We start from the raw sequence: 25,828 nt of genomic DNA, 5'->3' as shown, positions 1-25,828 counted from the left end.
TATTTGATCGCCCTTGCAAGGTTGCGTGTAACCGCTTTACTTTTTATGCGCCGGTCAGCATCTTGGTGAGCATCACCTAGCCGACTGGACGATCGCCGATGCCTGCTGCGCCCCTAGCTTCCCTGACCGAGATCCTCGCCCGCCGTGACTGGCAAAACCCCGCCTGCACCCACTACCGCCGGCTGGACGCCCACCCGCCGTTCGCCAGCTGGCGCACGGTGGAAGACGCGCGCGACGACGCCCCCAGCGCCAGCCGCCGATCGCTGAACGGCGAGTGGCGCTTCAGCTATTTCCCGCGCCCAGAGGCCGCGCCGGAGAGCTGGCTGCAGCAGGATCTGCCGGACGCCGCCCCGCTGGCGGTGCCGGGCAACTGGCAGCTTGCCGGCTACGACGCGCCGATCTACACCAACGTGCGCTACCCGTTCCCGGTCGATCCGCCGCGCGTGCCGGAAGACAACCCGACCGGCTGCTACTCGCGCGCCTTCAGCGTCGATCCGGCCTGGCTGGCCGCCGGCCAGACGCGCGTCATCTTCGACGGCGTCAACTCGGCGTTCTATTTATGGTGCAACGGCCATTGGGTCGGCTATTCGCAGGACAGCCGCCTGCCGGCGGAGTTCGATCTCAGCCCGTGGCTGCGGCCGGGTGAAAACCGGCTGGCGGTGATGGTGCTGCGCTGGTGCGACGGCAGCTACCTGGAAGATCAGGACATGTGGCGCATGAGCGGCATCTTCCGCGACGTCAGCCTGCTGCACAAACCCGCCGCCCACCTGAGCGATGTGCGCATCACCACGCCGCTGCATGACCGCTTTACCCGCGGCGAACTGGTGGTGACGGCGCGCGCCAGCCGGCCCGGCCCGCTGCAGGTGCAGGTTCAGCTGTGGCGCGACGGCACGCGGGTGGCCGAACGCACCCAGCCGCTCGGCAGCGAGATCGTGGACGAGCGCGGCGCCTATGACGATCGCGTCACCCTGCGCCTGCCGGTGGAACGCCCGGCGCTGTGGAGCGCCGAAACGCCCGCGCTGTATCGCGCCACCGTCGCCCTGCTCTCACCCGAAGGGGAGATTATCGAGGTGGAGGCCTATGACGTCGGCTTCCGCCAGGTGGAAATCAGCGGCGGGCTGTTGAAGCTCAACGGGCAGCCGCTGCTGATCCGCGGCGTTAACCGCCACGAGCATCATCCGCGCCACGGCCAGGTGATGGACGAGGCGACGATGCGCCACGACATCCTGCTGATGAAGCAGCACAACTTCAACGCGGTGCGCTGTTCGCATTACCCCAACCACCCGCTCTGGTACCGGTTGTGCGATCGCTACGGGCTGTACGTGGTGGACGAAGCCAATATCGAGACCCACGGCATGCAGCCGATGAACCGCCTGGCTGACGATCCGCTGTGGCTGCCGGCGATGAGCGAGCGCGTCACCCGCATGGTGCAACGCGATCGCAACCATCCTTGCATCATTATCTGGTCGCTGGGCAACGAGTCCGGCCACGGCGCGAACCACGACGCGCTGTACCGCTGGGTGAAAAGCCAGGATCCGACCCGCCCGGTGCAATATGAAGGTGGCGGCGCCGACACCGCCGCCACCGACATCATCTGCCCGATGTATGCGCGAGTGGATCAGGATCAGCCGTTCCCGGCAGTGCCCAAATGGGCGATCGGCAAGTGGATCGGCCTGCCGGAGGAGCCGCGCCCGCTGATCCTGTGTGAATACGCCCACGCGATGGGCAACAGTTTCGGCGGTTTCGAGCGCTACTGGCGCGCGTTCCACGCACATCCGCGCCTGCAGGGCGGCTTTGTCTGGGACTGGGTCGATCAGGCGCTGATCAAACGCGACGAGCACGGCCAAGAGTTCTGGGCCTACGGCGGCGACTTCGGCGACACCCCCAACGATCGCCAGTTCTGCCTGAACGGGCTGGTGTTCGCGGATCGCACCCCGCACCCGGCGCTGTTCGAAGCGCAGCGGGCACAGCAGCTGTTCCGCTTCGCCTTCGACGCCGCCTCGCTGACGCTGACCGTCACCAGCGATTACCTGTTCCGCCACACCGACAACGAACAGCTCAACTGGCGGCTGGAGCTGGACGGCGTGGAACGCGCCAGCGGCAGCTTCGATCTGGCGCTGCCGCCGCAGGGCAGCACTCGCTTCACCCTGCTCGACCGGCTGCCGATGCTGCATCAGCCCGGCGAGCTGTGGCTGAACGTGGAGGTAGTGCAGCCGCAGGCCACCGACTGGTCCGAAGCGCACCACCGCTGCGCCTGGGATCAGTGGCGGGTGCCGCGCGCGCTGCATCCCGCGCCGCCGCCGGCGCAGGGCGTGCCGCCAATGCTGATTGAAGACGATCAGGGGCTGACGCTCACCCACGGCGACCAGCGTTGGCGCTTCGAGCGCAGCAGCGGCCACCTGACGCAGTGGTGGCAGAATGAGCAGCCGCAGTTGCTGACGCCGCTGCGCGACGGTTTTGCGCGCGCGCCGATCGATAACGACATCGGCGTCAGCGAAGCGGACCATATCGATCCCAACGCCTGGATCGAACGCTGGAAGCTGGCGGGCCTGTACCGGCTGGAAGAGCGCTGCACGCAGTTGCAGGCCGATGCGCTGCAAAACGGCGTGCGGGTGGTGAGCGAACACCAGTTCGGCGTGGACGGGCAGATTTTGCTGATTAGCCGCAAGCAGTGGCTGTTCGACGCGCTGGGCGCGGTGAGCGTGAACGTGGAGGTCGAGGTGGCCGACGCCCTGCCGCCGCCGGCGCGCATCGGCCTGCACTGCCAACTGGCGACGGTGCAGCCGCAGGCGGAATGGCTGGGTCTGGGCCCGCACGAGAACTACCCGGATCGCCGCCTGGCCGCGCAGCACGGGCGCTGGCGCCTGCCGCTGGCGGATCTGCACACGCCGTATATTTTCCCCGGCGAAAACGGCCTGCGCTGCGACACCCGCAGCCTGCGCTACGGCGGCTGGCGCATCGACGGCCGCTTCCACTTCTCGCTCAGCCGCTTCGGCCTGCAACAGCTGATGGCCTGCAGCCACCAGCATCTGCTGCAGCCGGAAGCAGGCACCTGGCTGCACCTGGACGGTTTCCATATGGGGGTAGGCGGTGACGACTCCTGGAGCCCGAGCGTGCACCGGGATTACCTGCTCACCGCCGGCGTTTACCGCTATCAGCTGCGCCTGCAGCGGGCGCCAGAGGGCTAAATCTGCCAAAAAACTCAACGGGTTGCGCATTCTGTAAGCAAACAGTCACAGAATGTGTAATCCGCCTTTGACATGCCGACGGCGCCTCGCTATTATTCGCCCCGTTCAAACGATTCCTCTGTAGTTCAGTCGGTAGAACGGCGGACTGTTAATCCGTATGTCACTGGTTCGAGTCCAGTCAGAGGAGCCATATTTAGAGAAGCCCGCTCAGGGAAACCTGAGCGGGCTTTTTGCTGTTGGCGGGTTTGGGCTGCGGCAGGCAACCGGCTGTCTGAATGCCAACCGTATTGACAGCGAAAATACCCTTGCCCGACGAACGCCTGCGCCGCCGGCTATCACCCCGGCCCTTCACTGCCCGCCGCCAGCAGCGGCACCAGGATATCGCTAATCGGCGTAGGGATGCCCTGCAAGCGCCCATAACGCTGCACGACACCGTTGCGTATGTCCCACTCCAGTGGCCGGTTGGCCTGCCGGTCGGCAAGAATAGAGGTGCCCAAATCCGCGGGCGCACGCTGAAAGCCGTCCACGATCGCCTCCGGCACGTTATCGTGAAGCACCGCACCCTGCGCGCGCGCGACGGCCAGGCATTCACGCAGATAAGCCAGGGCCAGTTGCATTATGTCGGCGCGCGAAAACATGCCTGCGCGGCGATTGGCCAGCACCATCAGCCCCGCAGCCGCATTCTGCAACAGCTTACGCCAGGCAATCGAGAGAAAATCCGATGACAGCTCAACCGCACAGCGTGAACCGCTGAGCGCGTCGGCGATCGCTTGCGCCTGTGGCGCATCCGGCAGTGTCAGGCGCGGCGTGGCGCGTAGCCTGACGGACGCATCTTGCTCGCGCTGCGCCGGAAACCACACCACGGAGGGCAGCACCGTCGCCCCATTGACGTAAGGCGCCAGCAGAGATTGCTGCTCGACGCCGTTTTGCAGCGCACACACGACGGTGTTTTTATTGCACAACGCCGCCAGCCAGCCCGCACTGTCGGCCACCTGCGTGGTTTTTACGGCGACAAAAACCAGATCGTAGGGATGGGCGACGGTACGCGGATCGCTTAAAACCGGCCCCGGCACCACCACTTCTCCCTCATCGTGGCGCAGAATTAATTGCGGATGGGCCGTACGCCCGCAAAGCAGCGGCGTGCGGCCCACTTCATGAAGCGCCGCAGCGATGGCGGTGCCGATGGCGCCGGGGCCGATAAGCGCAATAGTAGGGCGATCGGACATAGCGAGTCCTCCAGGTTGGATTAACCGTTCATCAGCCCGCGGTTTCTGTTACGCGCTAATGCTGATGCAGGATAAGCGGGCGCCAAGGTAAATGATACGGCGGCAAGGAGATAAACGCAGCTGTCGGAAACTATCCGGCCCCTCCCCCTAGCGAAACCCACTCTTTTACCTAAGAAGATTCCTAACCGAGCTGACGAAAATGCCTTCCTGACGCCAATACGCGGATTTACCCGCCGATTTACAGCAATAATCCTGAAAAAACAATCGATAAGCCAAACTCTCTCGCTCAGCAAGTTGCGTCTATCCTTTCGCTATGGGCGCCTGCCGCCCATCGTTCGCTGCAGATCGCGGCATGCGCGTTTCTGGCTGTTCGGGTTTCGGTTTTATTCCATCGCGCGCTTCCATTCATCATGTTGAATTTCACAGCAATCTCTCAGCAACAAGGAGTGTTTATATGGCTTACGTCATTACCGACCGAGAAAAACTGCAAGCGATTTGGGAGGCCGCCAAAGCCGGCGACTGGCCAGCGGTATATGCCGCATCCGTCGATGCGCTCACCGATCCCAACCATGCAAACCAACCCATTGAGGGCGTGGATATCGCGGTGTATACCTGGATCAAAGGCGCCTATGGCGTGAACTCGAATCAGGGGGCGTTTGCCCATTACATTCGCGACCAAACCAAGCTGCAGTATGAGCTGCGCACCGGGCATGTGCCCGATGACTGGGAGGCGCGCATTCAGAATGCCTCCGACAACATCGCCAAAAACTTCGCCAAAACGCTGTTTGGCGTCGATCTGAGCAGCGATCCCAACGCGCCGCTGCCGGATGCCCCGCCCAGCAGCGCCAAAGTGCCGGACATTCACGAGGTCGGCCTGATCGACGCCGGCGCGGCGGCGTCCGAAGTGTTCACCGACGCCTCCTCGACCGGCGCCCCCAACTATTCCCCCTGGGCCGGCACCACGCTGTTCTCTTATTTAGGCGATACCTCGTTCTTTACCGAATGGGTGGCCACCAACGACACCTCGCCTTTTAAGGTCGAAAGCGGCACCTACGATTTGATTGCGGCGGCGCAGGTCTCCATGCAGATGAAAAACCTCAGTTACGTGGTTGAAACGCTGCTGGCAGGCGAAGTGCCCACCTATTTGACCACCCTCGGCATTGGCCACGAGACCATCCGCCTGGCCGCCGAAGCGGCGCGTGATTTCTACACCGAATCCTACGGCAGCAGCGTGACCGGCGGCGGCAGCCTCATTCCCGGCAAGCTGGATATCGGCTCGGCGATTTTCAACGACATTGCCGACGTGCTGTCCACGCCGAATCTGTACCGCGTCGGTACGCTGCATGACGATGATTTCACGCTGGCGTTCGGCAATATCGCCGTTAACACCGGCAGCGGCGACGACACCATCAGCGTGCCGCGCGGCTGGCAAAACAACGCCGGCAACTACGGCTGGACGGTGATCGACGGCGGCAGCGGCCATGATACGGTCGATTATTCCAGCCTGTCGCACGGGGTAAACCTGAAGTTTGACGCCCAGGGCAGCTACGGCGGACGCGGGGTGATCGAGAAAAACGGCATCGGGCTGTATGGCTTTAAGGACGGGCTGTACAACATCGAAGCGGTGAAACTGACCGACTTTAAGGACAACGTCACCTTTAACGATCGGGTGCTGACGCCGGCCAACGGCCTGGAGGTCAGCCTGGGTAAAGGCTCCAGCGAGATTCGTTTCGAGCACGGTTATACCACTGCGCCGGGAGGGAGCGCGCCGCAGGATTATCTCGGCGTGAACCTGAGCATGCTGTCCAACGATGTGCCCTTCCCCAACAGCCTGCTGAATATTCCCGTGAAGCAGACCCACAATATCTACATCGACGACAGCTTCGAGCTGGGTTTTTTACAGGCCTCCTCTCTGTCTATCGACAACCACCTGCTGGCCTTCGGCGCCGAAGGATCAAACAGCAGCTTCTCACTGAACTACAACGCGCAAACCCATACGCAGGATCTGTCGATATTCATGCAGGGCGAAAGCGCACTCAATCAGCACGTCGTCAATATCTACAATTGGGATCAAGGATACTTTGGCATCAATCTGGAGCAGCCGGCCATTCAGCTTGTCGGTTTGCAAACCGTTACGCCGCAAGAACTGGCGGCCGCCTAAGCGAAGCCCGCCGGTTTACCGGCGGGTTGTTTACCTGCAGCGCGACGGCTCATGCCCCATCCCGCTCCGCCACCCGCGCCAGCAACGCCCCCAGCAACGCCAGATCGACCAGCAACGCCAGCGCGAAACAGCTTCCCCTCACGCCCGGCGCGGCGTAGGTTTGCACCAGCGAAGCGGCAATCACTACGGCCACGATAGTCACCACAGTCGTCAGCCTGCACGCCACAGCGAACGCCGCTTTCTCCTCCACCGCCGTGCGGTAGGCAACGCCCTGCCCCAGGCCGCCGAGGGCGATGCCCGCCAGCAGAGCCGGCCAGTCATGGCCGCCGAACAGCATCAGCAATGTGAATAGCCATCCCGCCGCCGCCAGCAAAAAGCCGTGGCGGAGCATAGCCAGCGCAAGCCGGTTCCGCAGCGGCTGCCAGCGGGCCAGTGCGGCGCCGCCGAGAAACGCCAGCGCCAATGCCGTCAGCAGCATCAGGGTCGCGCCGATGCCCTGCAGGCTCTCCGCCTCCAGCAGCAAAGCGCCCGCCGCGACCGGCACGCTGAGCGCCAGGGCGCTCGCCGCCGTTCCCGTGTGTGTCATGGCGCCCAGGGCGCCGTTGTTGATAGAAAGGCTCATCGCTCACTCCCGATAGGGTGGAAATGATGAAATAAATTCATTTCCCTGTTCACATGTCAGTAGCCTATCTCTTGTATAATCGGTCAGACAAACTCATAGTTTTCAGCCTTAGATGAGAATAACTCAGCCATGAGAAAACCCCGTTTGCCGCCGCTGGGCGCGCTGCGCGCTTTCCACGCCGTGGCCGGCTGCCGCAGCTTCAAACTGGCCGCCGAGGCGCTGGGCGTGAGCGCGACGGCGGTCAGCCACCAGATCAAGCTGCTGGAATCGGTGCTGGAATGCCGGGTGTGCGAGCGCAGCGCGCAGGGCGTCAGCCTGACCGAGACCGGCGAGATCCTGTATGCCGGCACCCAGCGCGCCTTTGCCGCGCTGGAACAGTCCGTCGCCCAAATCACCCGCGCCCGGCAGCCGCCGGCGCTGACCGTCACCACCACCTCCAATTTTCTCACCCACTGGCTGGTGCCGCGCCTGGCGGATTTCAAGGCGGAGTTTCCCGCCATCGATCTGCGCCTGCACACCAGCGTCGAGCGGGTCGATCTCAGCCAACGCACCGTGGACGTCGCCATCCGCTACCGTGAAACGCCGGAAAGCGATCTGCACTGCACCCTGCTGCATGAGGATCGCTTTATCGTGGTCGCCAGCCCGGCGCTGGCGCTGGCGCACATCGAGGATTTACAGCGGGTGACGCTGTTTCACGTGGCGCATCGGCAGGTGCCCGCCGACTCGCCGACCTGGGAGAACTGGCGGCGGCGCTACGGGCCGGAAGGGTTGAACGTGGAAGCCGGGCTGACCTTCAGCGACGAAACCCATGCGCTGCAGGCGGCGGTGGCCGGCCAGGGGGTGGTGATCGCCAGCCGGCTGCTGGCGCGCGATTTGTTGCAACGCGGCGTGCTGGCCGCGCCGTTCGAGATGGCGTTACCCGGCGCCAACTACTATCTGGTGGCCACCGAAGAGACCGCGCAGCGCCCCGATATCATTGCGCTGCGCGAGTGGCTGCTGCGGCAAATGGCGGCAGGCTAACGGCTCTCGGGGGCAATTTCGCCCAGGCGGATCGCCACGCTGATCGCCTGCGCGGTGGTGGCGGCGCCAAGGCGCCGGCGAATGCGGCGCAGGTGGTTTTCCACCGTGCGTTCAGACAGGCCGAGCATCGCGGCGATATCCGCCTGCCGCCGGCCGATGGCGGTCCAGCTCAGCACCTCACGCTCGCGCGCCGACAGCCGGCCTTCTTCTTTGCCGGCCGCCGGTTCAAACAGCCGCCGCGCCGCCAAAAAGGCCGCCGTGCCCACCAGCGACAGCGCCAACCGCACCGGCGGCGAGGCGTCGATGCGCTCGCCTCCCAGGCTGACGGCACCCTCCAGGCCGGCGGGGCCGAACACCGGGATTTGCACGCCGTGCAGGCCCGCGCCGCGCGGCGTGCGCACAATCCGGTAGCGCTCTCCCTGCTGCGCCCGGGTCTTGGTCCAGAAAAACGGCTCGCTGACCCGCAGCATGTGCCGGGTCACCGGGCAGTGCCGCACGTAGGTCAACGCATCGACGGCCTCGCCGTCGCCGAACCAGTCGCCCTCGACCCAATAGATATGCTCGATCCCCGCCTCCGCCGTGGCGGAAGCGGAAAACAGCACAAAGCGATCGAAGCCGAACGGCGCGGCGAAGGCGCGAACCCGCCCCTGAATGGCGGACAGGGTTCGCTCGTGGTCCATCGCCAGCGCCGTCTGGAAAGCGCGCTGCGCGATCTCGTCGCTCATCGCGCGGCGACGTCGGCCAGCAGCGTCTCTGCCGCCAGTTTGCCGAGATTGTTGGAAGCCAGCGGGCTGTCGCCGGTCAGCAGGCGCCGATCTTTATGCACCTTGCCGGTGATGTCGGCATTGACGATCTTCACGCCCAGCTCACGCAGGCGTTCGCCCACCAGCCAGGGCATCGGGCCGGGGATATAGCCGATGTCGATGTTGGCGCCGGTATCGAGAGCATCCGGGAACACGCACATCTCATAGCCGCGATAGAGGAAATCGTCTTTGCTCTCGCCAATGCCCGCCGCCAGCAAACCGGCGGGCCCGTGGCACAGCGAGATCACGTAGCGATCGTTGTCATGGGCCCAGTGCAGCGTCTTTTTCACCTCTTCACTGAACGGGATATCGTTGAGCACGCCGTGGCCGCCGGGAATGAAAACGCCGAGATAGTTGCCGCCATCCAGCTCCTTCACGACTTCCGTCAGCTTTTTCGGCTGCTTGAGTTGGCTGCGGTACTTCTCATAGGTGGCCTTGACCGCTGGGTCTTCATGCGGGAACGCCCACATCTCCAGCTTCACCGGATCGCCGGACGGCGTGGCGATGTCGATCTCGAAACCGGCCAGATCCAGGTGATACATCGGCAGCAGCATCTCGACCGGATGGTTGCCGGTGGAGAAGAACTTGCCGTTTTGCATCAGCAGGTAGCGCTCTTGCGAGGCGATCATCAGCACCTTCCACTTGCCGCCGCGATAGGCGTTCGGGTAGCTGGCGCCCGTGAAGTCGGTTTTGGACGAGGTGTACTGGCTGAGGGAGTAAGGTGATGGGAAGAACGCGTTGTCTTCCGCCACATCCGGGGTGGGATTACGATCGTTGGATACTGAATCAGTCATGATTATCTCCATATTCACCGTTGCATTTCTCTTTCAGCTTAAATAACCGCCGGCGGGGCCGCAATGAGGGATATCCCTCAATCGTCCTCGCACTGGCGGCGCTCAAGCGGGGTGCCGTAGCGCGACAATGAACGTTTCTTCGCTGACGCCGGCATATTCGTACCGGCACTTTCTCACCGGCACCTGGAAGTAGCGCTCCAGGATATCCTCTTGCAGCAAGGCGTTTTTATCGCCAAACATGCACTGTCGCTTATTCATCAGCAGGCACTTGTCGGAGATGCGATCGGCGTAATGCAGAAAATGCGTATTCAGCACGATCGTCATCTGCCGCTCTTTGGCGAGGCGCCAGAGCATCTCGATCATTTTAGCCTGATTGTAAAAATCCAGGTTCGACTCCGGTTCGTCGAGGATCATGACGTCGGGGTCCGCCGCCAGCGCCTTGGCGAAATAACACATCTGCAGTTCCCCGCCGCTGATCTGATTGATGTTTTTCTGCGCCAGCGGCGCGATCTCCAGCGCGTGCAACACCGCCTGCGCCTTGGCGAAATCTTGCCGCCGCGGCCCGGCGAACCACCCCGCCTGGCGAGCGCAGCCGAAAGTGACAAAATCGAGCACGCCATACGCGAAATGCGGCGTTTTCGCCTGCGGCACATAGGCCAGTCGGGCGGGCCGATTGTCGATATGGCCGATCTGGCACACGCCTGACAAGGGCCGGCACAGGCCCGCGACATGTCTCAGCAGCGTGGTTTTACCGGCGCCGTTCGGCCCGAGCACGCTGAGGATCTCACCGCGTTTCAGATGAAAACTGACGTTGTCGAGAATGGGCTCGCACCCTTTGAACCCCAGGGTCAACTGGCTAACGGTGATCATGTTTGCTGCTCATAATAAAAAGGAGGGCGAAAAGCGGCGCGCCGATCAGCGCGGTCAGGATGCCGATCGGGATTTCAGCGTAGGTGGCGCCTCTGGCGATATTGTCGATCACCAGCAAAAACAGCGCCCCGCTCAGCGCCGAAGCCGGGATCAGGCGACCGTGGTTATACCCCAATACGCTTCGCACCAAATGCGGGATCACCAAGCCGACCCACCCCACCACGCCGGCCAAGCTCACCGAGGCGGAAACCAGCAGAGAGGCGGCGATCAGCAACAGGATCTTCAGCCGGGGCGGATTCAGACCGGCGATACGCGCCTCGTCGTCCCCAAGAGAGAGAATGTTCATATTCCACCTGAGCCGGTAGATAGTCAGGTAACACGCCGCAAACAGCGGGATCAGCCAATAAACCTGCGCTTTCGCTACCGAAGCGAAGCTGCCCATCAGCCAGAAGACGATCGCCGGCAAGGTATCCTGCGGATCGGCGACATATTTTATGACCGAGACAAACGCGATAAACAGCGACGCGATAATCATGCCGGACAAAAGCGTGGTGAGCGCATCCTGCCGGCGTTTGAGGCGGCAGATGCCGAGCACCAGCAACAGGCTCACCACGCCGAAAAGAAACGACAGCAGCGAACTCAGGGCAAAAGGCAAACTCAATAGAATGCCCAGCGCAGCGCCAAAGGCGGAGGCAGAAGACGTACCCAGCACGTCCGGGCTGGCCAATGCGTTTTTCAGCACCGCCTGAAAGGTCGCGCCGGCGACCGCCAACCCGCCGCCCACCAGCATCACCGCCACTACCCGCGGCGCGCGCAGGTTAAAAATCACCGAATAGCGGGCCTGGTTTTCCCCCGGCATGTTCTCCTGCCATAAAATCTGCGCCACATCATGGGCCGACAAGGCGTAGCGGCCGGCAAACAGCGATGCGAAGGCGACTGCACACAGCGAAATGAACAATCCCGCCATGATCGCCGCATATTTTCCTCTGCCCGGCATCCCCAAGCTCCTCCAATGGATTAACGCTATTCAACCGTGGCGCTAGCGTTGCGCCAGCACCTCATCCAGCAACCGATCCGGGATCGCGTAGGAGAACATCGTCTGATAATAACGACGCGTCTCCTGCCGCAGCGTCTTGTCGCTAATGTCTTCGGGCGCGTATCGGTTGATCATGAACAGCGGCAACAGTGACGTTTCCGCCGACAGGCCCCCCCAGTTGTGAATGCCCACCGGCGTCGAGAAAACCTTGCCGTTTTTCACCGCCCTGAGCGTCTCCCACGCCTGGCCGGGGATCCCCCCGTGCAGCAGCGCTTTTGCGCTGCCGAACACCACGAAAATCACATCCGGATCCCAGGCCATGATCTGCTCCATCGACACGTTGATGTACCTGCCGGCATCGCCCTTCACCGGCAAATCCCCGGCGACGTTATCCATGCCGGCCATTTTCAGATAGGTGTCGCCGTAGGTGTGCGGGCCGCTCACCTTCAGTTGCCTGCCGTCGCTTTCTTCCAGATATAACGCCCTGACGTGCTGCGCGCGGATGGCTGCGGCATAGGGGCGGATCTGCTTCAGGGTCCTTTCCCAGGCGTCTTTGAATTTATGCGTGCGCGGCAGGCCGAGGGTGTCGGCGAAGGTATTTTCCCAATACACCTGGGTGACCATCGGCTGGTATTTGGTCTTCCCGCCGGCGTCCAGATCGACCGTCATCACGCCCGCCCTTTCCAGCCGATCGTCCTGGCTTTTGCCGTAGTAATAAATGATGTCGGGCCGCAGATTCATCAACGACTCCATGTTGACCCGATAGTCCTTATTGATGAAATCGGACGTGATCCTGCCGATGTCAGGCTTCATGTCTTTCAACACATGCCTATCGGCATGCATGAATGCCCAGGGGCCGACGCCGACGACGTGCCGATAGGCCGCCTCGTTGGCCAGGATCACGCCGAAGGGGCAGTTGCCGGTGATGACGATCCGCGGGTAGCTGCCGGGCAGCGTTTGCGCCGCCGCGCTCTGCGGCAGCGCGGCCGCTACCGGCTGGCTGGCGCCGGCGCAAGGCAGCATCGGCAAAACGGCTATCGCCAGCAAGGCGGTGGCGATGAATGTCAGTTTTACGGCCATGAGGCCTCCTGCGCGCACGCGCAATGGCGCGCGTCGATGAATGGTGTCAGGCCGAGGCGGCGATGCCGGCGGCCATGATGGTGATCCCGGCAACGAAAACGATCGCCGCGGTGGCGACCGCGCCGCCGCCGACCAACGCGGCGGTTTTTCCTTCGGAAATCTCTTTTCGCTGCAGGAAAGAGAGTTGCGACAGGGGAATGATTTTTCCGCTGTCGGCAACGATGTCTTTCGGTTCAACCTTCGCAACCGTCAGCTCGCCGCCGCTGCCGTCCTTCAGGCCGTATTTCAGCCGATCGCCGACATACACCGGCGGCTGCAACAGATAATACGGGCTATTGAGCCCCGCCTCTTTTTGTTGCAGCGCCACGTCGTGGTAGGTCGAGCAGCCGCTGAGGGAAAACGCCGCCATCCCGATAATGAGCGGCGCCAGGTGGGTGAATCGCATGGGAAACCTCGAACGTGCTTATTTGCTGGTTTTTAACGTAACGGCGGACTTGAAGCGCATATAGCTCACGGCCAGAGAGAGAAACGAGAACGCCGCCCCCGCCATTAAGCTGATAGTCGTCGCTTGCGCGCCGCGCATATTGAAGAAAATCGCCACTAACGCCGAACCGACGATTTGCCCGATCAACCGGGAACTGCCCAACAGACCGCTGGCGATGCTGCTGTTTTCATGAGAGACCGAAGTCATGATCAGCAGGTTGTTCGGTGATTGAAACAGGCCGAAACCGATGCCGCACAGCGCCACACGCCATACGATCGCCCCATTCGACGGATCGGCCGGCAGGTTGGCCATCAGCAGCATGCCGGCCAACAAGCAGGCGAGGCCTGACAGGGCGACAAGATTGGGATCGTATTTCTTGGTCAAATCGCCGGAAATCAACGACGACACCATGGTGGCCAGCGGCCAGGCGGTCAGCAGCAGACCGATTTCCACCACGTTTCTTTGCAGGACATTGTGGAAATAAAAAGGCAGCGATACAAAAGCCAAAAGCTGGGTGCTGTAAGACAGCATCGACATCAGCAAAGACAATGACAGCGTCGGGTTATGCAGCATCGCGACCGGGATCAGCGCGGCGTTGGCCTTTCTTTTCTGATTGATGTACAGCCACCCGGCCAGTCCGGCGAATACCGCAAAGCTCAGCGCCGCCGCCGGCAGATGGCGGGTGGTCATGCTCATCGTGCTGAGCGAGAAAGCGATAAACAGCACAAACACCAACAGGGCGCCCCCGCTGTCGAAGCCAACGCTGCGCCGCTCGCGGGAGCCCAGAAATATCATGCTCAGCAGCAGCGACAGGCAGGCGATGGGAACATTGATGGTGAACAACCAGTTCCAGCTCGTTTGAGAAAGTATCGCCGAGGCGATGGACGGCCCGGCGGCGGCGGAAACCGACACCACCATCACGTTAATCCCCAGGCCGCGCCCCAGCAGCCTTGCCGGGTAGATCTCCTTGATCAGCGCCGCATTGACGCTGAGCACCGCCGCCGCGCCGAAGCCCTGTATCACTCGGAACGCCGTCAGCATCGCCAGCGTGTCGGAAAGCGCGCAGCCCAACGAGGAGAAAGCAAACAGCACCACCCCGGCCATAAAGATTTTTTTATTGCCCACCGCTCTGCCCAGCGCCGCAAAGGGCATCAACGACGCGACGACGGCAAACTGGTAGGCATTGATAATCATGATGGAAGCCGATTCGGAAACGGCGAAATCTTTCGCGATCACCGGCAGCGCTACGTTAGCGATGGTGCTGTCGAGCATGGCGATGACCGTGCTTAACGAGACGGCGAGAACCGCGAATAGATTTAGCGTCTCTTTTTCCTGGTGTTTAAAAGTCATGTTAACGCTCCAAAAACGTGGGTGTCTTTATGCCGGCATGCCGGCGGCAAAGACGCCGTTTTTATCAATTTTTGTAATTACGTTATAACATATCATTATTGGATGGTAATAAATCTCATTTGAAATATTGGATTGCATAGTGTTTCAAAATAAGAATTAACAAATCAAATACAAATAAATCACAATATAAATACCCAATCAAATAACCATATTCAGTATAAAAAACCTGTTGATTTATAGAATGACATTAAAAGTAACAGGCGCTAACAGACGACGATGATGCCAGCATAAGTTGTTATGTTATAACACAACGACCTTCCCTTTATGCGGGTTAACCTTATGGCTAAGAAGGACCTTTTGAACACGCGCTTGTCCCGCCGCAGAATGATGCTGGCCGGGCTGGCGGCTCTGGCGCTCAATAGCGCCGTTTCTCCGCTGGCTAGCGCCCACGGCTTGCCACGCCCCAAAAAACAGGCGGGCCCTCAGGGTGCGCGGAAACGATTCCTGGTCATGTTGGATCCCGGCCATGGCGGCATCGACTCCGGCGCCATTGGCCACACCGGTTCGCTGGAAAAACATGTCGTTCTGGCGATCGCCAGAAACGTGCGGGCGCAGCTCGATCGACACGGCATCGATGCCCGCCTGACGCGCGACAGCGACGTTTTTATTCCGCTGTACGATCGGGTGGAGATCGCGCACCGGCATGGCGCGGATCTTTTCATGTCGATTCACGCCGACGGCTTTACCTGCCCCAGCGCCTGCGGCGCTTCGGTCTTTGCGCTTTCCACTAAGGGCGCCAGCAGCGCGATGGCGAAATATTTATCGAACAGTGAAAACGCGGCGGACGATCTCGCCGGCCCCCACGTCATCAAGAAAGATCGCTATTTGCAGAAGATACTGTTTGATTTGGAACAAACGGAAACCATCAAAGAAAGCCTGACGCTGGGCTCGCACCTGATCCAACATATTGCGCCCATCCATCATTTGCATGCCAAAAATACCGAACAGGCGGCCTTCGTGGTGTTGAAATCCCCGTACATTCCTTCGGTATTGGTAGAAACCTCGTTCATCACCAACCCCGAGGAAGAAAGGCTGCTGGGCACCCCTGCATTCCGAAATAAAATCGCCACCGCCATCACGCAGGGGATCGTCAGCTACTTTAAACACGTCACGCACGCTTAAGCTTCACCAGGACGGCAAGCCGGCCGGCTTGCCGCGCACAGGGACGGCGTCATCATGATAAAATGCAATCCTCGCGCTTTTTCGGCGAGCCTGTGGCTCCCGCTGCTGGCCCTGTTGCCGCGCAGCGCCTTCGCCGTGCCGCTGACGGTATCGCAACACAGCAGCCTGAATTTCTACGGCACGATTATCGCCAGACGCTACAGCGGCCAAAGCGAACGCGACGACGGCGACCGCAGCTATCTCTATTTCGGCCTGATCGGCAAAAAAAAGATCGCGCCGCGCTGGCGGGCCTACGCCCATTGGGAATATACCGTCAGCTTCGCCGACGCCACCCGAAACAGCACCCGGCTCGCCTACCTCGGCGTGCAGAACGCCACCCTGGGCAGCCTCGATATCGGCCGCAACTGGGGCGTGCTCTATGATGTGACCGCCCTGACCGATCGCTCCCCGCTGTTCAGAGAAATGGCCTACAACTACATCGACAACTTTATGCGCGGCCGGGCGCACAACCTGCTCACTTACCGCAAACCTTTCAGCCTGTTTCAGCGGCACGCCGCCCTCGCGCTGCAGTATCAGTTCAAAGACGGCGACGATCGACAGGCGCTGGGCAAACAAAACGGCAACGGGTTCGGCGCCTCCTTCCGCTATGCGCTGACGCCGACGCTCAGCCTCATCGCCGCCGCTTCGGCGTCTCAAACCACGCAGCGGCAGCAACGCGCCGCCGGCTATCGTCGGCGCATCGATACGCTGGCCGAGGGGGTTCTCTATGCGTCGAAAAAAATCTATCTCGCGGCCGTGTTCACCCAAAGCGACAACGCCATCAGCCCGCAACAAACCGCTAACCGCGGCTCGGCGTCCAGTTATGAAGCGCTCGCCAAATACCGGCTGACGGACCACATCCAACCCAACATCGGCTATACCCGTTTGATACAGGCCCGGGCAGGCCGCAACACCGACTTATTGAACTACGAGGAGTTGGGCGTGACCTGGTTGCTCAATAGCAACATGCAGGTGTTTATTAACTATGAATTCAATAACCTTTCTCGCCACGCTCCCGGCGTCGATGCGTCGGACAAACTCGATATGGGCATCAGCTATCACTGGTGACGCGCTGCCGCAGCCAATAAAAAGCCCCGCCCGGTGAAGGGCGAGGCTCGCTCGCGCCGATCGAGACGGTGCGAGAGGATCATGAGGGCAGAGTGATGACAGGGTGCCGAATGCGCCTGCTCATGGCGCGACGGACGCCTCAGCGCGGCGCTTGCGCGTTTTTCCACTCCCGCCAAATCGTTTCCAGCCCGGCGCGATACGTCGTGACGGCGAAGTCGGGAAAACGCTGTTTGAACTTGGTCGAGTCGAACAGGTTATCGTGCTCGTAGCGCGGCAGCAGCTCGCGCATCTCTCGCGCCCCGGACGAAACCAACCCCGCGGCGATCAACGCCCATTTGCCGATAACGGAATATGAAATCTCCTTCCCAAACACCTCGCAGGCCAACGCGGCGAACTGCGCATAGGTGAGCCGCTCGTCGCAGCACGGGAGATGCCACGTCTGGCCGAACGCGTCGGGCGTATTGCCGAGCCGGGCTAACCCACGGCTGGCGTCGGGCGTCCAGATCAGCGTGCGCAGCCTGTCGTCGCGAACCGGCACGCGCGGTTTTTCCCCCGCTTTCAGCCTGTCGACGATCAGCGCATTGGTGAAGCTCTGCGTTTTTCCCGGCCCATAAAACTCGGGCGCACGACCGATCAGCACGGGGATCTGCTTGCGCTCCATCTCGTCGAGCACCTTCTCGGTCATCAGAGCGCGCACCCGTCCCTTGCGCCCCCGAGGCGCGAACGGCGTCGATTCCGTCTGCGGCTCGCCGTTCTGCGGATACATATAGGTATTGTCGAAATAAACAAAGGGCACGCCCGCGGTACGGCTGGCGTCCAACGCATTCTGCAGCATGGTCGGAAATTGCCGCTCCCACAGCGCCGAATCCGGCGGCAGGCCGGCGGCGAAATACACCACGTCGCTGCCCTTCACCGCCGCCAGGGTCTGCTGTGCATCGAGCAGGTCGGCCGCGACCAGCGTATCGCTGTCGTTGACCTTCCTCGGGTTGCGGCTGACCAATCTTAAATCATCGGTGTACGCGCGCTTCAGTTCACGCGCCAGCTCTTGGGCGATCTGGCCACTGGCGCCCAGGATCGTTTGCATTGGCGTTCCTCATCGCAATGAAAAAAACTCCGCCCACTCAGGGCGGAGCAAAAGTGCTTGTTCGCGCTTAACTGTTCACGAACGCCAGCAGATCGGCGTTGACCTGATCGGCATGGGTAGTCGGTATGCCGTGCGGCGCGCCCTTATAGGTATGGAGCGTGCCGTTTTGCACCAGCTTGGCCGACAGCGCGCCGGAATCCTGATAAGGCACCACCTGGTCGTCGTCGCCGTGGATCACCAGCACCGGAATGGCAATCTTCTTGAGATCTTCGGTGAAATCGGTCTGCGAGAAGGCGACGATGCCGTCATAGTGCGCCTTGGCGCCGCCCATCATGCCCTGCCGCCACCAGTTCCAGATAATGGCCTCCGACGGTTTGGCGCCCGGACGGTTATAGCCGTAGAACGGGCCGGCGGGCACGTCGTAATAGAATTGCGCCCGGTTGGCGGCCAGCTGCGCCTGGAAATCATCGAATACCGATTTTGGGGTGCCCTGCGGGTTACTGTCCGTTTTCACCATCAGCGGCGGCACCGCGCTGATCAGCACCGCTTTGGACACCTTGTCCTCGCCGTGGCGCACGATGTAGCGCACCACCTCGCCGCCGCCGGTCGAGTGGCCCACGTGCATGGCGCCCTGTACGCCGAGGTGTTTTACCACCGCGGCGACATCATCGGCGTAGTGATCCATGTCGTGCCCTTCCCACACCTGGCTGGAGCGGCCGTGGCCGCGGCGATCGTGCGCAACCACGCGGAACCCTTTGTTCACGAAGAACAGCATCTGGGCATCCCAGTCATCGCTGGACAGCGGCCAGCCGTGGTGGAAGTAGATAACCTTGCCGTTTTTTGGGCCCCAATCCTTGTAGAAAATCTCGACGCCATCGCTGGTCGTTACATAACCCATGTCGTTTCTCCCATTTACACTCTGGTTAAAAAAGAAGGTTTATACTGCGCACGGCGCCGGGATCTCTGGCTCCCTCATCCCGGTTGGCCGACGATCTTGCGTTGATCGTTTAACGAGTATAGGTTTAAAGTTCACTTTAAGGTCAAACACAATTCGGCAAACCGCATTCCCGCTTTCACTCGGCATCAGGAGAATTCAAGTGCAGGGAGATGACATCCTCATGACGATGGAGCCGCGGCTTGCCGCCCAGCGCCACGCCTTCCTGCGCGACGGCGCGCCGACGATGCAACAGCGCAAGGCCGCCCTGCGCCGCTTGCGGAGCGCCATTCTGGCCCAGCGCGCCGCGCTGGCGGCGGCCGTCAGCGCGGACTTCGGCCACCGTTCGCCTTACGAAACCGACATTCTGGAGATTCTGGTCACCGTTCAGGCGATCGATTACCTGCTGCGCAACCTGAAACGCTTCATGAAGCCGGAGCGCCGCCACGTCGCCCTGCCGTATCAGGCCGCACGCGCCTATGTGCAATATCAGCCCAAGGGCGTGATTGGCATCATGGCGCCGTGGAACTATCCCTTCTCGTTGACCTTCATCCCGCTGGCCACCGCCCTGGCCGCCGGCAACCGCGTGATGCTGAAACCTTCGGAGCTCACGCCGCATACCAGCCGCCTGATCGAAACGATGCTGGCGGCGCTGTTTCCCGCCGATGAGGTCGCCGTCGTGACCGGCGGGCCGGACGTCGGGGCCAGATTCAGCGAGCTGGCGTTCGACCATCTGGTGTTCACCGGCAGCACGGCGATCGGCCGTCAGGTCATGCAGGCGGCCGGCAAACATCTGGTGCCGTTAACGCTCGAACTGGGCGGCAAAAGCCCTGCCGTTATGGCGCGCGGCGCGGTTAACGCCAGAAACGTCAAGAGCGTGGCGTTCGGCAAGCTGTCGAACGCGGGCCAAACCTGTATCGCGCCCGATTACCTGCTGATTCATCAGGACGATCTGGCAAGCTTCATGGCGCTCTATGACGCGGCGGTTAAAAGCTTTTATCCCGACGGGCCAACCGGCGACGACTACGGTGCCATCATCAACAACAGGCACTATCGCCGCTTGCAAGCGCTGCTTGCCGACGCCCAGGCGCGCGGCGCGAAAATCCATCCGGTCGGCCACCGCCCCGACTCGGCGTCTGAACGGCCGAACACGCTGGCCCCCACGCTTATCGTCGGCGCCCCCGATGACAGCGCGATCATGCAAGAAGAGATCTTCGGGCCGCTGCTGCCGGTACGCACCTACGCCGCCTTTGATGAAACGATCGACGTTATCAACGCCGCGCCCCGCCCGCTCGCGCTCTACTACTTCGGCCCGCCGGGCGAGGATCGGGACCGGCTGCTGGCGCGCACCGCCTCCGGCAACGTCAGCATCAACGCCACCCTGCTGCACTTCGCCCAGGACGATCTGCCGTTCGGCGGCATCGGCCCCAGCGGCATGGGGGCCTGTCACGGCATCGAAGGATTTCGGGCGCTGAGCCACGCCAAAGGCGTTTTCATCCAGAGCCGCTGGCGCTTTACCGACCTGCTGCGCGCGCCGTTCGGCAAGCTGGCGGACGCGGTGCTCGCGGTCATGTTGCGGCGCCGATAACGCGGCGTGTTGACTATCAATAGCACACCCATAAATCGCCGCAAGCTATCACAATATTCACTCATTCCTATTTTATCTCTCCGCCGCCGCTGACTAAGCTTAGCCCTATGTCCCCCTTTGACCGTTGGCGGCGAGGGTGACGTCAATCGATTGAGTTCAGTTATTTAGCGCAACACCCGACGCAAGCCTTACCCGCATGCCTTGTTAACCGCTCCACGCCCGGCGGCTGGAGCATCTTTACGGAAGCAGAGAGCGCATTATGACAACTGAAAGCAAATGCCCGTTTTCGGGCGGCAAGCAGCCCGCACCGCAGAACGGCCCCACCAATCAGGATTGGTGGCCTAATCAGCTCAGCCTGAAACCGCTGCACCAGCACTCCCCCCTGTCCGATCCGATGGATAAAGACTTCAACTACGCCGATGCCTTCAACAGCCTCGATCTGGCGGCGGTCAAACAGGATCTGCACGCCCTGATGACCGACTCGCAGGAATGGTGGCCGGCGGACTTCGGCCACTACGGCGGCCTGTTCATCCGCATGGCCTGGCACAGCGCCGGCACCTACCGCATCGGCGACGGCCGCGGCGGCGCAGGCGAAGGCCAGCAGCGCTTCGCCCCGCTCAACAGCTGGCCGGACAACGTCAGCCTCGACAAGGCGCGCCGTTTGCTGTGGCCTATCAAGCAGAAATACGGCCGCAACATCTCCTGGGCCGACCTGATTATCCTGACCGGCAACGTGGCGCTGGAATCGATGGGCTTCAAAACCTTCGGCTACGCCGGCGGCCGCGCCGACACCTGGGAGCCGGACGACGTCTACTGGGGCTCTGAGAAGATCTGGCTGGAACTGAGCGGCGGGCCGAATAGCCGCTACTCGGGCGACCGCGATCTGGAAAACCCGCTGGCGGCGGTGCAGATGGGCCTGATTTACGTCAACCCGGAAGGCCCGGACGGCAATCCCGATCCGGTGGCCGCCGCGCGCGACATCCGTGAAACCTTCGCCCGCATGGCGATGAACGACGAAGAAACCGTGGCGCTGATCGCCGGCGGCCACACCTTCGGCAAGACCCACGGCGCCGGCCCGGCGTCTCACGTCGGCGCCGATCCGGAAGCCGCCGGACTGGAAGCGCAGGGCCTCGGCTGGCACAGCACCTTCGGCACCGGCGTCGGCAAAGACGCCATCACCAGCGGCCTGGAAGTCACCTGGACCACCACCCCGACCCAGTGGAACCACGACTTCTTCCGCCACCTGTTCGAATACGAATGGGAGCTGAGCCAAAGCCCGGCCGGCGCGCACCAGTGGGTGGCGAAAGACATCGGTGAAACCATTCCCGACGCCTTCGATCCCAACAAAAAACGCCGCCCGACCATGCTGACCACCGACCTGTCGCTGCGCTTCGATCCGGCCTACGAGAAGATTTCGCGCCGCTTCTATGAGCACCCGGAGGAGCTGGCCGACGCCTTCGCCCGCGCCTGGTTCAAGCTGACCCACCGCGACATGGGGCCGCGCGCGCGCTACCTCGGCCCGGAAGTGCCGCAGGAAGCGTTGATTTGGCAGGATCCGATCCCGGCGGTCGATCATCCGCTGATCGATGAGCAGGACATCGCCGCGCTGAAAAACGCCGTGCTGGCTTCCGGCCTGTCGGTGTCGGCGCTGGTCTCCACCGCCTGGGCTTCCGCTTCCAGCTTCCGCGGCTCAGACAAGCGCGGCGGCGCCAACGGCGCGCGCATTCGCCTGGCGCCGCAAAAGGACTGGGCGGTCAACCAACCTGCGCAGCTCGCCGCGACGCTGGCCAAGCTGGAGAGTATCCAACGCGCCTTCAACGATGCGCAGACCGGCGGCAAACGCGTCTCGCTGGCGGATCTGATCGTGCTGGCCGGCGCGGCGGGCGTGGAACAGGCGGCGAAGAACGCCGGTTTCACCCTGACGGTGCCGTTCGCCCCGGGCCGCATGGACGCCTCGCAGGAACAGACCGACGTGGACTCCTTCGAGGCGATGGAGCCGCTCGCCGACGGTTTCCGCAACTTCCTGAAGGGCAAATACCGCGTGCCGGCCGAAACGCTGCTGGTCGACAAGGCGCAGCTGTTGACCCTGACCGCGCCGGAAATGACGGTGCTGGTCGGCGGGCTGCGCGTGCTCGGCGCCAACGTCGGCGGCACGCAGCACGGCGTGTTCACCCACCGCCCGCAGGCGCTGACCAACGACTTCTTCGTCAACCTGCTCGACATGGGCACCACCTGGCATCCGGCGGGTGAGGACGGCCTGTTCGAAGGCCGCGATCGCCGCAGCGGCGCGGTCAAATGGACCGGCACCCGCGTCGATCTGGTGTTCGGTTCGCACGCGCAGCTGCGCGCGCTGGCCGAAGTCTACGGCAGCGCCGACGGGCAAGAGAAGTTCGCCCACGACTTCGTCGCCGCCTGGAACAAAGTGATGAACCTCGATCGCTTCGATCTGGCGTAACGCCCTCCAACGGCCTGCTTCGGCAGGCCGTTTTCTCTCCCGAGATAAACACCGCCTCCCCCTCTCCGTCAGCCCTGTCAGGCGCCGCGATATTCTCTTTTCCCGCTTATTCGTATTTACTCAACAAGTCATATAAAAATTTGATGGGCGGCAATTCTTTTAATGCTGTATTTATATTTAGAGGGCAATGAAGAGCGTAAACTCACATCGTTAATGCGATATATCCCATCAAGGAGATGACCGTTATGGATTATCCTCGATACACCTCAACACGCGACGAGGCGGGTCTCATCATCGCCGTCCCTTAGCGGCAGCGGGTTTGGCCGGCAAAGGCGCCCCATCGTTTTACGCCATAAAAATAGATGTTCTGCACCTGCGCGATATTCGCCTGGGCGCCTGACGTTTGCCCTTCGTTAATGTTTCACGGCGCGCATTGCGCTTTTGGTTTTTATTTTTCAGCCGACGGGAAAGCTCATGGAAAATTACGCTTCACTCAGGAATATAACCGCTACCTGGAGGTCAACATGCAACATATTATCGGCATTTCTTCTCGTCGGCTGAGAATATCGGCCCTTGCTCTGCTGCTCCCGGCGATGTCATGGGCGGCCGATACGGCGTCTGTCGCCGTAGGGCCGCAGTATGACACCACCCATGTCTACGTCGAACGCGGCAAGATGGATGCCTTTGTCGACAGCATCCTGAAAACCTTCGGCGGCACCCGCACCGAACGCGTGCTGGTCAACGTCACGCCCACGCCCAGCGAAACCTACTCCCAGCTGATACTGACGCCGGCCGGCAGCTTCTCGGTGTTCGATTTCAAAACGCCGATCCCGCATCCGTTTGGCGCTGAGCGCAACGGTTTTCTGGTCAGGGATATGGACGCCGCCATTCAGCAAGCCAAGGCCGCCGGCGCCGATGTGCAGGTCGAACCCTTCGACGATCCGATTGGCCGCGACGCGGTGATCCAGTGGCCCGGCGGCGTCAACATGCAGCTTTATTGGCACACCAAAGCGCCCAACTACAAGCCGCTGCTGAGCGTGCCGGAAAACCGCCTGTACCTCTCCGCCTATCGCGTCGACGACTTCCTTAACAGCTATCGGGCATTCTCGCACGCCAAGGTGGCGAGCGACGCGCAAGTCAGCGATGCGGCGATCGGCCGTAACGGCAACGGCAAGATCCGCCAGATCGAACTGGACTCCCGCTTCGGCAAAACGCGCATTTTCGTCACCGACGGGCATCTGCCTTATCCGTTCGGCCATGAGCGCACCGGCTATGGCGTCGACGATCTGTCGGCCACGCTGGCCAAAGCGACGGCCAGCGGCGCGCAGGTGCTGTGGCGTTCGACGGCGGCGGAACGCCGCGCCTCGGCGCTGGTGAGCTTCCCCGGCGGCTATATCGCCGAAATTCACCAGACGGCTAAATAAACCCAAGGCGCGCTGCGGCGCGCTTTTTTCTTCGGATATCCATGATGAAACGCACGCTACCCGCACTGTTGCTGTTCTCCACGCTCCCCGCGCTGGCGGCGGAGCCCGCCGCTTCCCCCTGGAAAAACATCCCGTTGGGCGATGCGGCCACGTTGTCTTTCGACGGTTCACTGCGCGAGCGCTATGAATGGACGGATCAGCGGGATCTGAACGGCGGACGCGACGACACCTTCATGCAGCGCTTGCTGGTTGGCGCGCGCCTCGACTACGGCGACTATATCGGCGCCTATGTGCAGGTGGGATCGTCGCTGGCCACGCCGCGCGACCGCGGGCGCAAGCCGACCGACGAAGATCATGCCTACCTCGGCCAGGGCTATGTGGATATGAAACTGCCCACCGCCTACGGCCTCGGCACCCTGCGGATCGGCCGCCAAGAGATTGCGCTGGGCTCGCTGCACCTGCTGGGCACCCGCGACGGGCCCAACGTACGCCGCTCCTTCGACGCTATCCGCGCCAGTTGGGTCAAGGACAAAAACCGCCTCGACGCCTTTATCGGCCACCCCATTACGCTCAAAACCGGCAGTTTCGACGACGATACCGACAACAGCCAAAAGGTATGGGGGCTGTACGGCACCACACCGCTGACGCCGCTGGCTTCCTCGCTCGATCTTTATACCTTCGGCTTTGAAGATAACGACGCTCACTACGCGCAGCTCAGCGGGCAAGAGCGGCGCTACACCGTCGGCGCGCGCATTTTCGGCGCGGCGCAGGGCTTCGACTGGGACAATGAGGCCGCCTGGCAGTTCGGCAGCGCGGAACAGCGCGACATCCGCGCCTGGTCGGCGTCGGCGCACGCCGGCTATACGGCGAACGACTGGCGCTGGCGGCCGCGCTTTGGCGGCAAAATCGGTATCGCCAGCGGCGACAAAAACGGTCACGACGGGCAGCTCAATACCTTTAACGCCATGTACCCCAAGCTGCCCTACCTGACCGAGAACGGGCTGGTGGCGCCGGCGAACCTGATCGCCATCCATCCTTCGGTCACGATCACGCCGTGGCAAACTCTGTCCATCGACTTCAGCTGGGACGCGTTATGGCGGCAACGCCGCGAGGATGCCTTATACCTCGGGCCGATGCGCCCGGTGAAAGGCAGCGCGCAAGGCTCGCGCTTTATCGGCAACCAGTATCAGGTCGAAACAACCTGGACACCGCGCAGCGATCTTCAGTTCAAGGTGGCCTATGTCTACTTCGACGTCAGCAACAGCCTGCAGCACCATGCCGGGCTAAAAAACATGAACTTCGTCCTGGCGCAGGGCACCTACAGTTTTTAAGTATCAGGCAAGTTAATCGGTGTACGCGGGCGCCCTCAATAATCCCGTATCCGATTAATGACGACAGCCGGCGTGCGGCCGCCTCTATG

20 protein-coding genes and 1 tRNA gene are annotated in these 25,828 nt (G+C 61.9%); 10 read left to right on the top strand and 11 right to left on the bottom strand.

The genetic code is table 11. The features are described 5' to 3' along the window. Window positions 1–98 precede the first annotated feature (98 nt). Both J0X03_RS07860 and J0X03_RS07855 read left to right on the top strand, forming a co-directional pair. Window positions 99–3,188 carry a beta-galactosidase gene (locus J0X03_RS07860; protein ID WP_160204406.1) on the top strand — a complete coding sequence of 1,030 codons (3,090 nt, stop codon included), beginning with the start codon at window positions 99–101 and terminating at the stop codon, window positions 3,186–3,188. A 114-nt stretch (window positions 3,189–3,302) separates the two neighbouring features. Continuing rightward, window positions 3,303–3,378: transfer RNA gene (locus tag J0X03_RS07855), tRNA-Asn, on the top strand. A gap of 145 nt (window positions 3,379–3,523) precedes the next feature. On the opposite strand, the gene J0X03_RS07850 is transcribed toward J0X03_RS07855, so the two are convergent. After that, a complete protein-coding gene (locus J0X03_RS07850; protein WP_160204407.1) occupies window positions 3,524–4,414 on the bottom strand; it encodes an oxidoreductase in 891 nt (296 codons plus the stop codon). A 454-nt stretch (window positions 4,415–4,868) separates the two neighbouring features. Between J0X03_RS07850 and J0X03_RS07845 the strand changes: the two genes are divergently transcribed. After that, window positions 4,869–6,575, top strand: coding sequence for a hemolysin (locus J0X03_RS07845; protein WP_142075756.1), 1,707 nt, complete (start codon window positions 4,869–4,871; stop codon window positions 6,573–6,575). 49 nt (window positions 6,576–6,624) lie between these two features. On the opposite strand, the gene J0X03_RS07840 is transcribed toward J0X03_RS07845, so the two are convergent. After that, window positions 6,625–7,197: a hypothetical protein gene (locus tag J0X03_RS07840; RefSeq protein ID WP_160204408.1), complete on the bottom strand. Its 573-nt coding sequence runs from the start codon at window positions 7,195–7,197 to the stop codon at window positions 6,625–6,627. Between the two features lie 129 nt (window positions 7,198–7,326). On the opposite strand from J0X03_RS07840, the gene J0X03_RS07835 reads away from it, so the two are divergent. After that, window positions 7,327–8,217, top strand: coding sequence for a LysR substrate-binding domain-containing protein (locus J0X03_RS07835; protein ID WP_046687425.1), 891 nt, complete (start codon window positions 7,327–7,329; stop codon window positions 8,215–8,217). Here the strand turns inward: J0X03_RS07835 and J0X03_RS07830 are convergent. The 7 genes from J0X03_RS07830 to J0X03_RS07800 all read right to left on the bottom strand — a co-directional run bounded on the left by J0X03_RS07830 (window position 8,214) and on the right by J0X03_RS07800 (window position 14,634). Continuing rightward, complete coding sequence (locus J0X03_RS07830; RefSeq protein ID WP_046687426.1) at window positions 8,214–8,942, bottom strand: PA1136 family autoinducer-binding transcriptional regulator; 729 nt, start codon at window positions 8,940–8,942, stop codon at window positions 8,214–8,216. The two genes, J0X03_RS07835 and J0X03_RS07830, sit on opposite strands and share 4 nt — an antisense overlap. After that, entirely contained in the window at window positions 8,939–9,814 is an 876-nt protein-coding gene (hchA, locus tag J0X03_RS07825) for a glyoxalase III HchA (RefSeq protein WP_160204409.1), read from the bottom strand. Before hchA ends, J0X03_RS07830 begins: the two co-directional genes overlap by 4 nt. Before the next feature lie 102 nt (window positions 9,815–9,916). Further along, a complete protein-coding gene (locus J0X03_RS07820; protein ID WP_033651856.1) occupies window positions 9,917–10,684 on the bottom strand; it encodes an ABC transporter ATP-binding protein in 768 nt (255 codons plus the stop codon). Continuing rightward, window positions 10,671–11,681: a FecCD family ABC transporter permease gene (locus tag J0X03_RS07815; RefSeq protein ID WP_142075765.1), complete on the bottom strand. Its 1,011-nt coding sequence runs from the start codon at window positions 11,679–11,681 to the stop codon at window positions 10,671–10,673. The genes J0X03_RS07820 and J0X03_RS07815 overlap by 14 nt, the downstream gene beginning before the upstream one ends. 42 nt (window positions 11,682–11,723) lie before the next feature. After that, window positions 11,724–12,800, bottom strand: coding sequence for an ABC transporter substrate-binding protein (locus tag J0X03_RS07810; protein ID WP_230358701.1), 1,077 nt, complete (start codon window positions 12,798–12,800; stop codon window positions 11,724–11,726). Window positions 12,801–12,846: 46 nt separating this feature from the next. After that, complete coding sequence (locus tag J0X03_RS07805) at window positions 12,847–13,245, bottom strand: hypothetical protein (protein ID WP_230358702.1); 399 nt, start codon at window positions 13,243–13,245, stop codon at window positions 12,847–12,849. 18 nt (window positions 13,246–13,263) lie between these two features. Beyond that, on the bottom strand, window positions 13,264–14,634 hold the full coding sequence (locus J0X03_RS07800; RefSeq protein WP_042785000.1) for an MFS transporter: 1,371 nt from the start codon (window positions 14,632–14,634) through the stop codon (window positions 13,264–13,266). Window positions 14,635–14,973: 339 nt separating this feature from the next. Between J0X03_RS07800 and amiA the strand changes: the two genes are divergently transcribed. Both amiA and J0X03_RS07790 read left to right on the top strand, forming a co-directional pair. After that, window positions 14,974–15,816: an N-acetylmuramoyl-L-alanine amidase AmiA gene (amiA, locus tag J0X03_RS07795; protein ID WP_033643732.1), complete on the top strand. Its 843-nt coding sequence runs from the start codon at window positions 14,974–14,976 to the stop codon at window positions 15,814–15,816. A gap of 54 nt (window positions 15,817–15,870) precedes the next feature. After that, a complete protein-coding gene (locus tag J0X03_RS07790; RefSeq protein WP_160204410.1) occupies window positions 15,871–16,923 on the top strand; it encodes a porin in 1,053 nt (350 codons plus the stop codon). 139 nt (window positions 16,924–17,062) lie between these two features. Here the strand turns inward: J0X03_RS07790 and J0X03_RS07785 are convergent, their stop codons facing one another. Beyond that, window positions 17,063–18,007: an NAD-dependent epimerase/dehydratase family protein gene (locus J0X03_RS07785; RefSeq protein WP_033643734.1), complete on the bottom strand. Its 945-nt coding sequence runs from the start codon at window positions 18,005–18,007 to the stop codon at window positions 17,063–17,065. Between the two features lie 67 nt (window positions 18,008–18,074). After that, window positions 18,075–18,905 carry an alpha/beta fold hydrolase gene (locus J0X03_RS07780; RefSeq protein ID WP_033643735.1) on the bottom strand — a complete coding sequence of 277 codons (831 nt, stop codon included), beginning with the start codon at window positions 18,903–18,905 and terminating at the stop codon, window positions 18,075–18,077. 220 nt (window positions 18,906–19,125) lie between these two features. On the opposite strand from J0X03_RS07780, the gene J0X03_RS07775 reads away from it, so the two are divergent. The 4 genes from J0X03_RS07775 to J0X03_RS07760 all read left to right on the top strand — a co-directional run bounded on the left by J0X03_RS07775 (window position 19,126) and on the right by J0X03_RS07760 (window position 25,739). Beyond that, complete coding sequence (locus J0X03_RS07775) at window positions 19,126–20,529, top strand: coniferyl aldehyde dehydrogenase (protein WP_230358704.1); 1,404 nt, start codon at window positions 19,126–19,128, stop codon at window positions 20,527–20,529. 259 nt (window positions 20,530–20,788) lie between these two features. Further along, a complete protein-coding gene (gene katG / locus J0X03_RS07770; RefSeq protein WP_069100327.1) occupies window positions 20,789–22,984 on the top strand; it encodes a catalase/peroxidase HPI in 2,196 nt (731 codons plus the stop codon). A 524-nt stretch (window positions 22,985–23,508) separates the two neighbouring features. Beyond that, complete coding sequence (locus J0X03_RS07765) at window positions 23,509–24,408, top strand: VOC family protein (protein WP_160880172.1); 900 nt, start codon at window positions 23,509–23,511, stop codon at window positions 24,406–24,408. Between the two features lie 41 nt (window positions 24,409–24,449). Further along, a complete protein-coding gene (locus J0X03_RS07760; RefSeq protein ID WP_160204411.1) occupies window positions 24,450–25,739 on the top strand; it encodes an alginate export family protein in 1,290 nt (429 codons plus the stop codon). The last annotated feature ends 89 nt before the right edge of the window (window positions 25,740–25,828 follow it).

Origin of the sequence: Serratia ureilytica (genome assembly GCF_017309605.1) — a bacterium.
GTDB classification, from domain to species: domain Bacteria; phylum Pseudomonadota; class Gammaproteobacteria; order Enterobacterales; family Enterobacteriaceae; genus Serratia; species Serratia ureilytica.
The sequence above is the reverse complement of the archived record's forward strand: the minus strand, read 5'-3'. Positions and strand labels throughout refer to the sequence as shown.

Bases quoted from the DNA above. Each gene is read 5' to 3' on its own strand.
- J0X03_RS07820 (WP_033651856.1), bottom strand. From the start codon at position 10,684: ATGATCACCGTTAGCCAGTTGACCCTGGGGTTCAAAGGGTGCGAGCCC.
- J0X03_RS07835 (WP_046687425.1), top strand. From the start codon at position 7,327: ATGAGAAAACCCCGTTTGCCGCCGCTGGGCGCGCTGCGCGCTTTCCAC.
- J0X03_RS07760 (WP_160204411.1), top strand. From the start codon at position 24,450: ATGATGAAACGCACGCTACCCGCACTGTTGCTGTTCTCCACGCTCCCC.
- J0X03_RS07860 (WP_160204406.1), top strand. From the start codon at position 99: ATGCCTGCTGCGCCCCTAGCTTCCCTGACCGAGATCCTCGCCCGCCGT.
- J0X03_RS07810 (WP_230358701.1), bottom strand. From the start codon at position 12,800: ATGGCCGTAAAACTGACATTCATCGCCACCGCCTTGCTGGCGATAGCC.
- J0X03_RS07780 (WP_033643735.1), bottom strand. From the start codon at position 18,905: ATGGGTTATGTAACGACCAGCGATGGCGTCGAGATTTTCTACAAGGAT.
- J0X03_RS07815 (WP_142075765.1), bottom strand. From the start codon at position 11,681: ATGCCGGGCAGAGGAAAATATGCGGCGATCATGGCGGGATTGTTCATT.
- hchA (WP_160204409.1), bottom strand. From the start codon at position 9,814: ATGACTGATTCAGTATCCAACGATCGTAATCCCACCCCGGATGTGGCG.
- J0X03_RS07830 (WP_046687426.1), bottom strand. From the start codon at position 8,942: ATGAGCGACGAGATCGCGCAGCGCGCTTTCCAGACGGCGCTGGCGATG.
- J0X03_RS07785 (WP_033643734.1), bottom strand. From the start codon at position 18,007: ATGCAAACGATCCTGGGCGCCAGTGGCCAGATCGCCCAAGAGCTGGCG.
- J0X03_RS07790 (WP_160204410.1), top strand. From the start codon at position 15,871: ATGATAAAATGCAATCCTCGCGCTTTTTCGGCGAGCCTGTGGCTCCCG.
- J0X03_RS07850 (WP_160204407.1), bottom strand. From the start codon at position 4,414: ATGTCCGATCGCCCTACTATTGCGCTTATCGGCCCCGGCGCCATCGGC.
- amiA (WP_033643732.1), top strand. From the start codon at position 14,974: ATGGCTAAGAAGGACCTTTTGAACACGCGCTTGTCCCGCCGCAGAATG.
- J0X03_RS07775 (WP_230358704.1), top strand. From the start codon at position 19,126: ATGACGATGGAGCCGCGGCTTGCCGCCCAGCGCCACGCCTTCCTGCGC.
- J0X03_RS07765 (WP_160880172.1), top strand. From the start codon at position 23,509: ATGCAACATATTATCGGCATTTCTTCTCGTCGGCTGAGAATATCGGCC.
- J0X03_RS07845 (WP_142075756.1), top strand. From the start codon at position 4,869: ATGGCTTACGTCATTACCGACCGAGAAAAACTGCAAGCGATTTGGGAG.
- J0X03_RS07800 (WP_042785000.1), bottom strand. From the start codon at position 14,634: ATGACTTTTAAACACCAGGAAAAAGAGACGCTAAATCTATTCGCGGTT.
- J0X03_RS07805 (WP_230358702.1), bottom strand. From the start codon at position 13,245: ATGCGATTCACCCACCTGGCGCCGCTCATTATCGGGATGGCGGCGTTT.
- katG (WP_069100327.1), top strand. From the start codon at position 20,789: ATGACAACTGAAAGCAAATGCCCGTTTTCGGGCGGCAAGCAGCCCGCA.
- J0X03_RS07840 (WP_160204408.1), bottom strand. From the start codon at position 7,197: ATGAGCCTTTCTATCAACAACGGCGCCCTGGGCGCCATGACACACACG.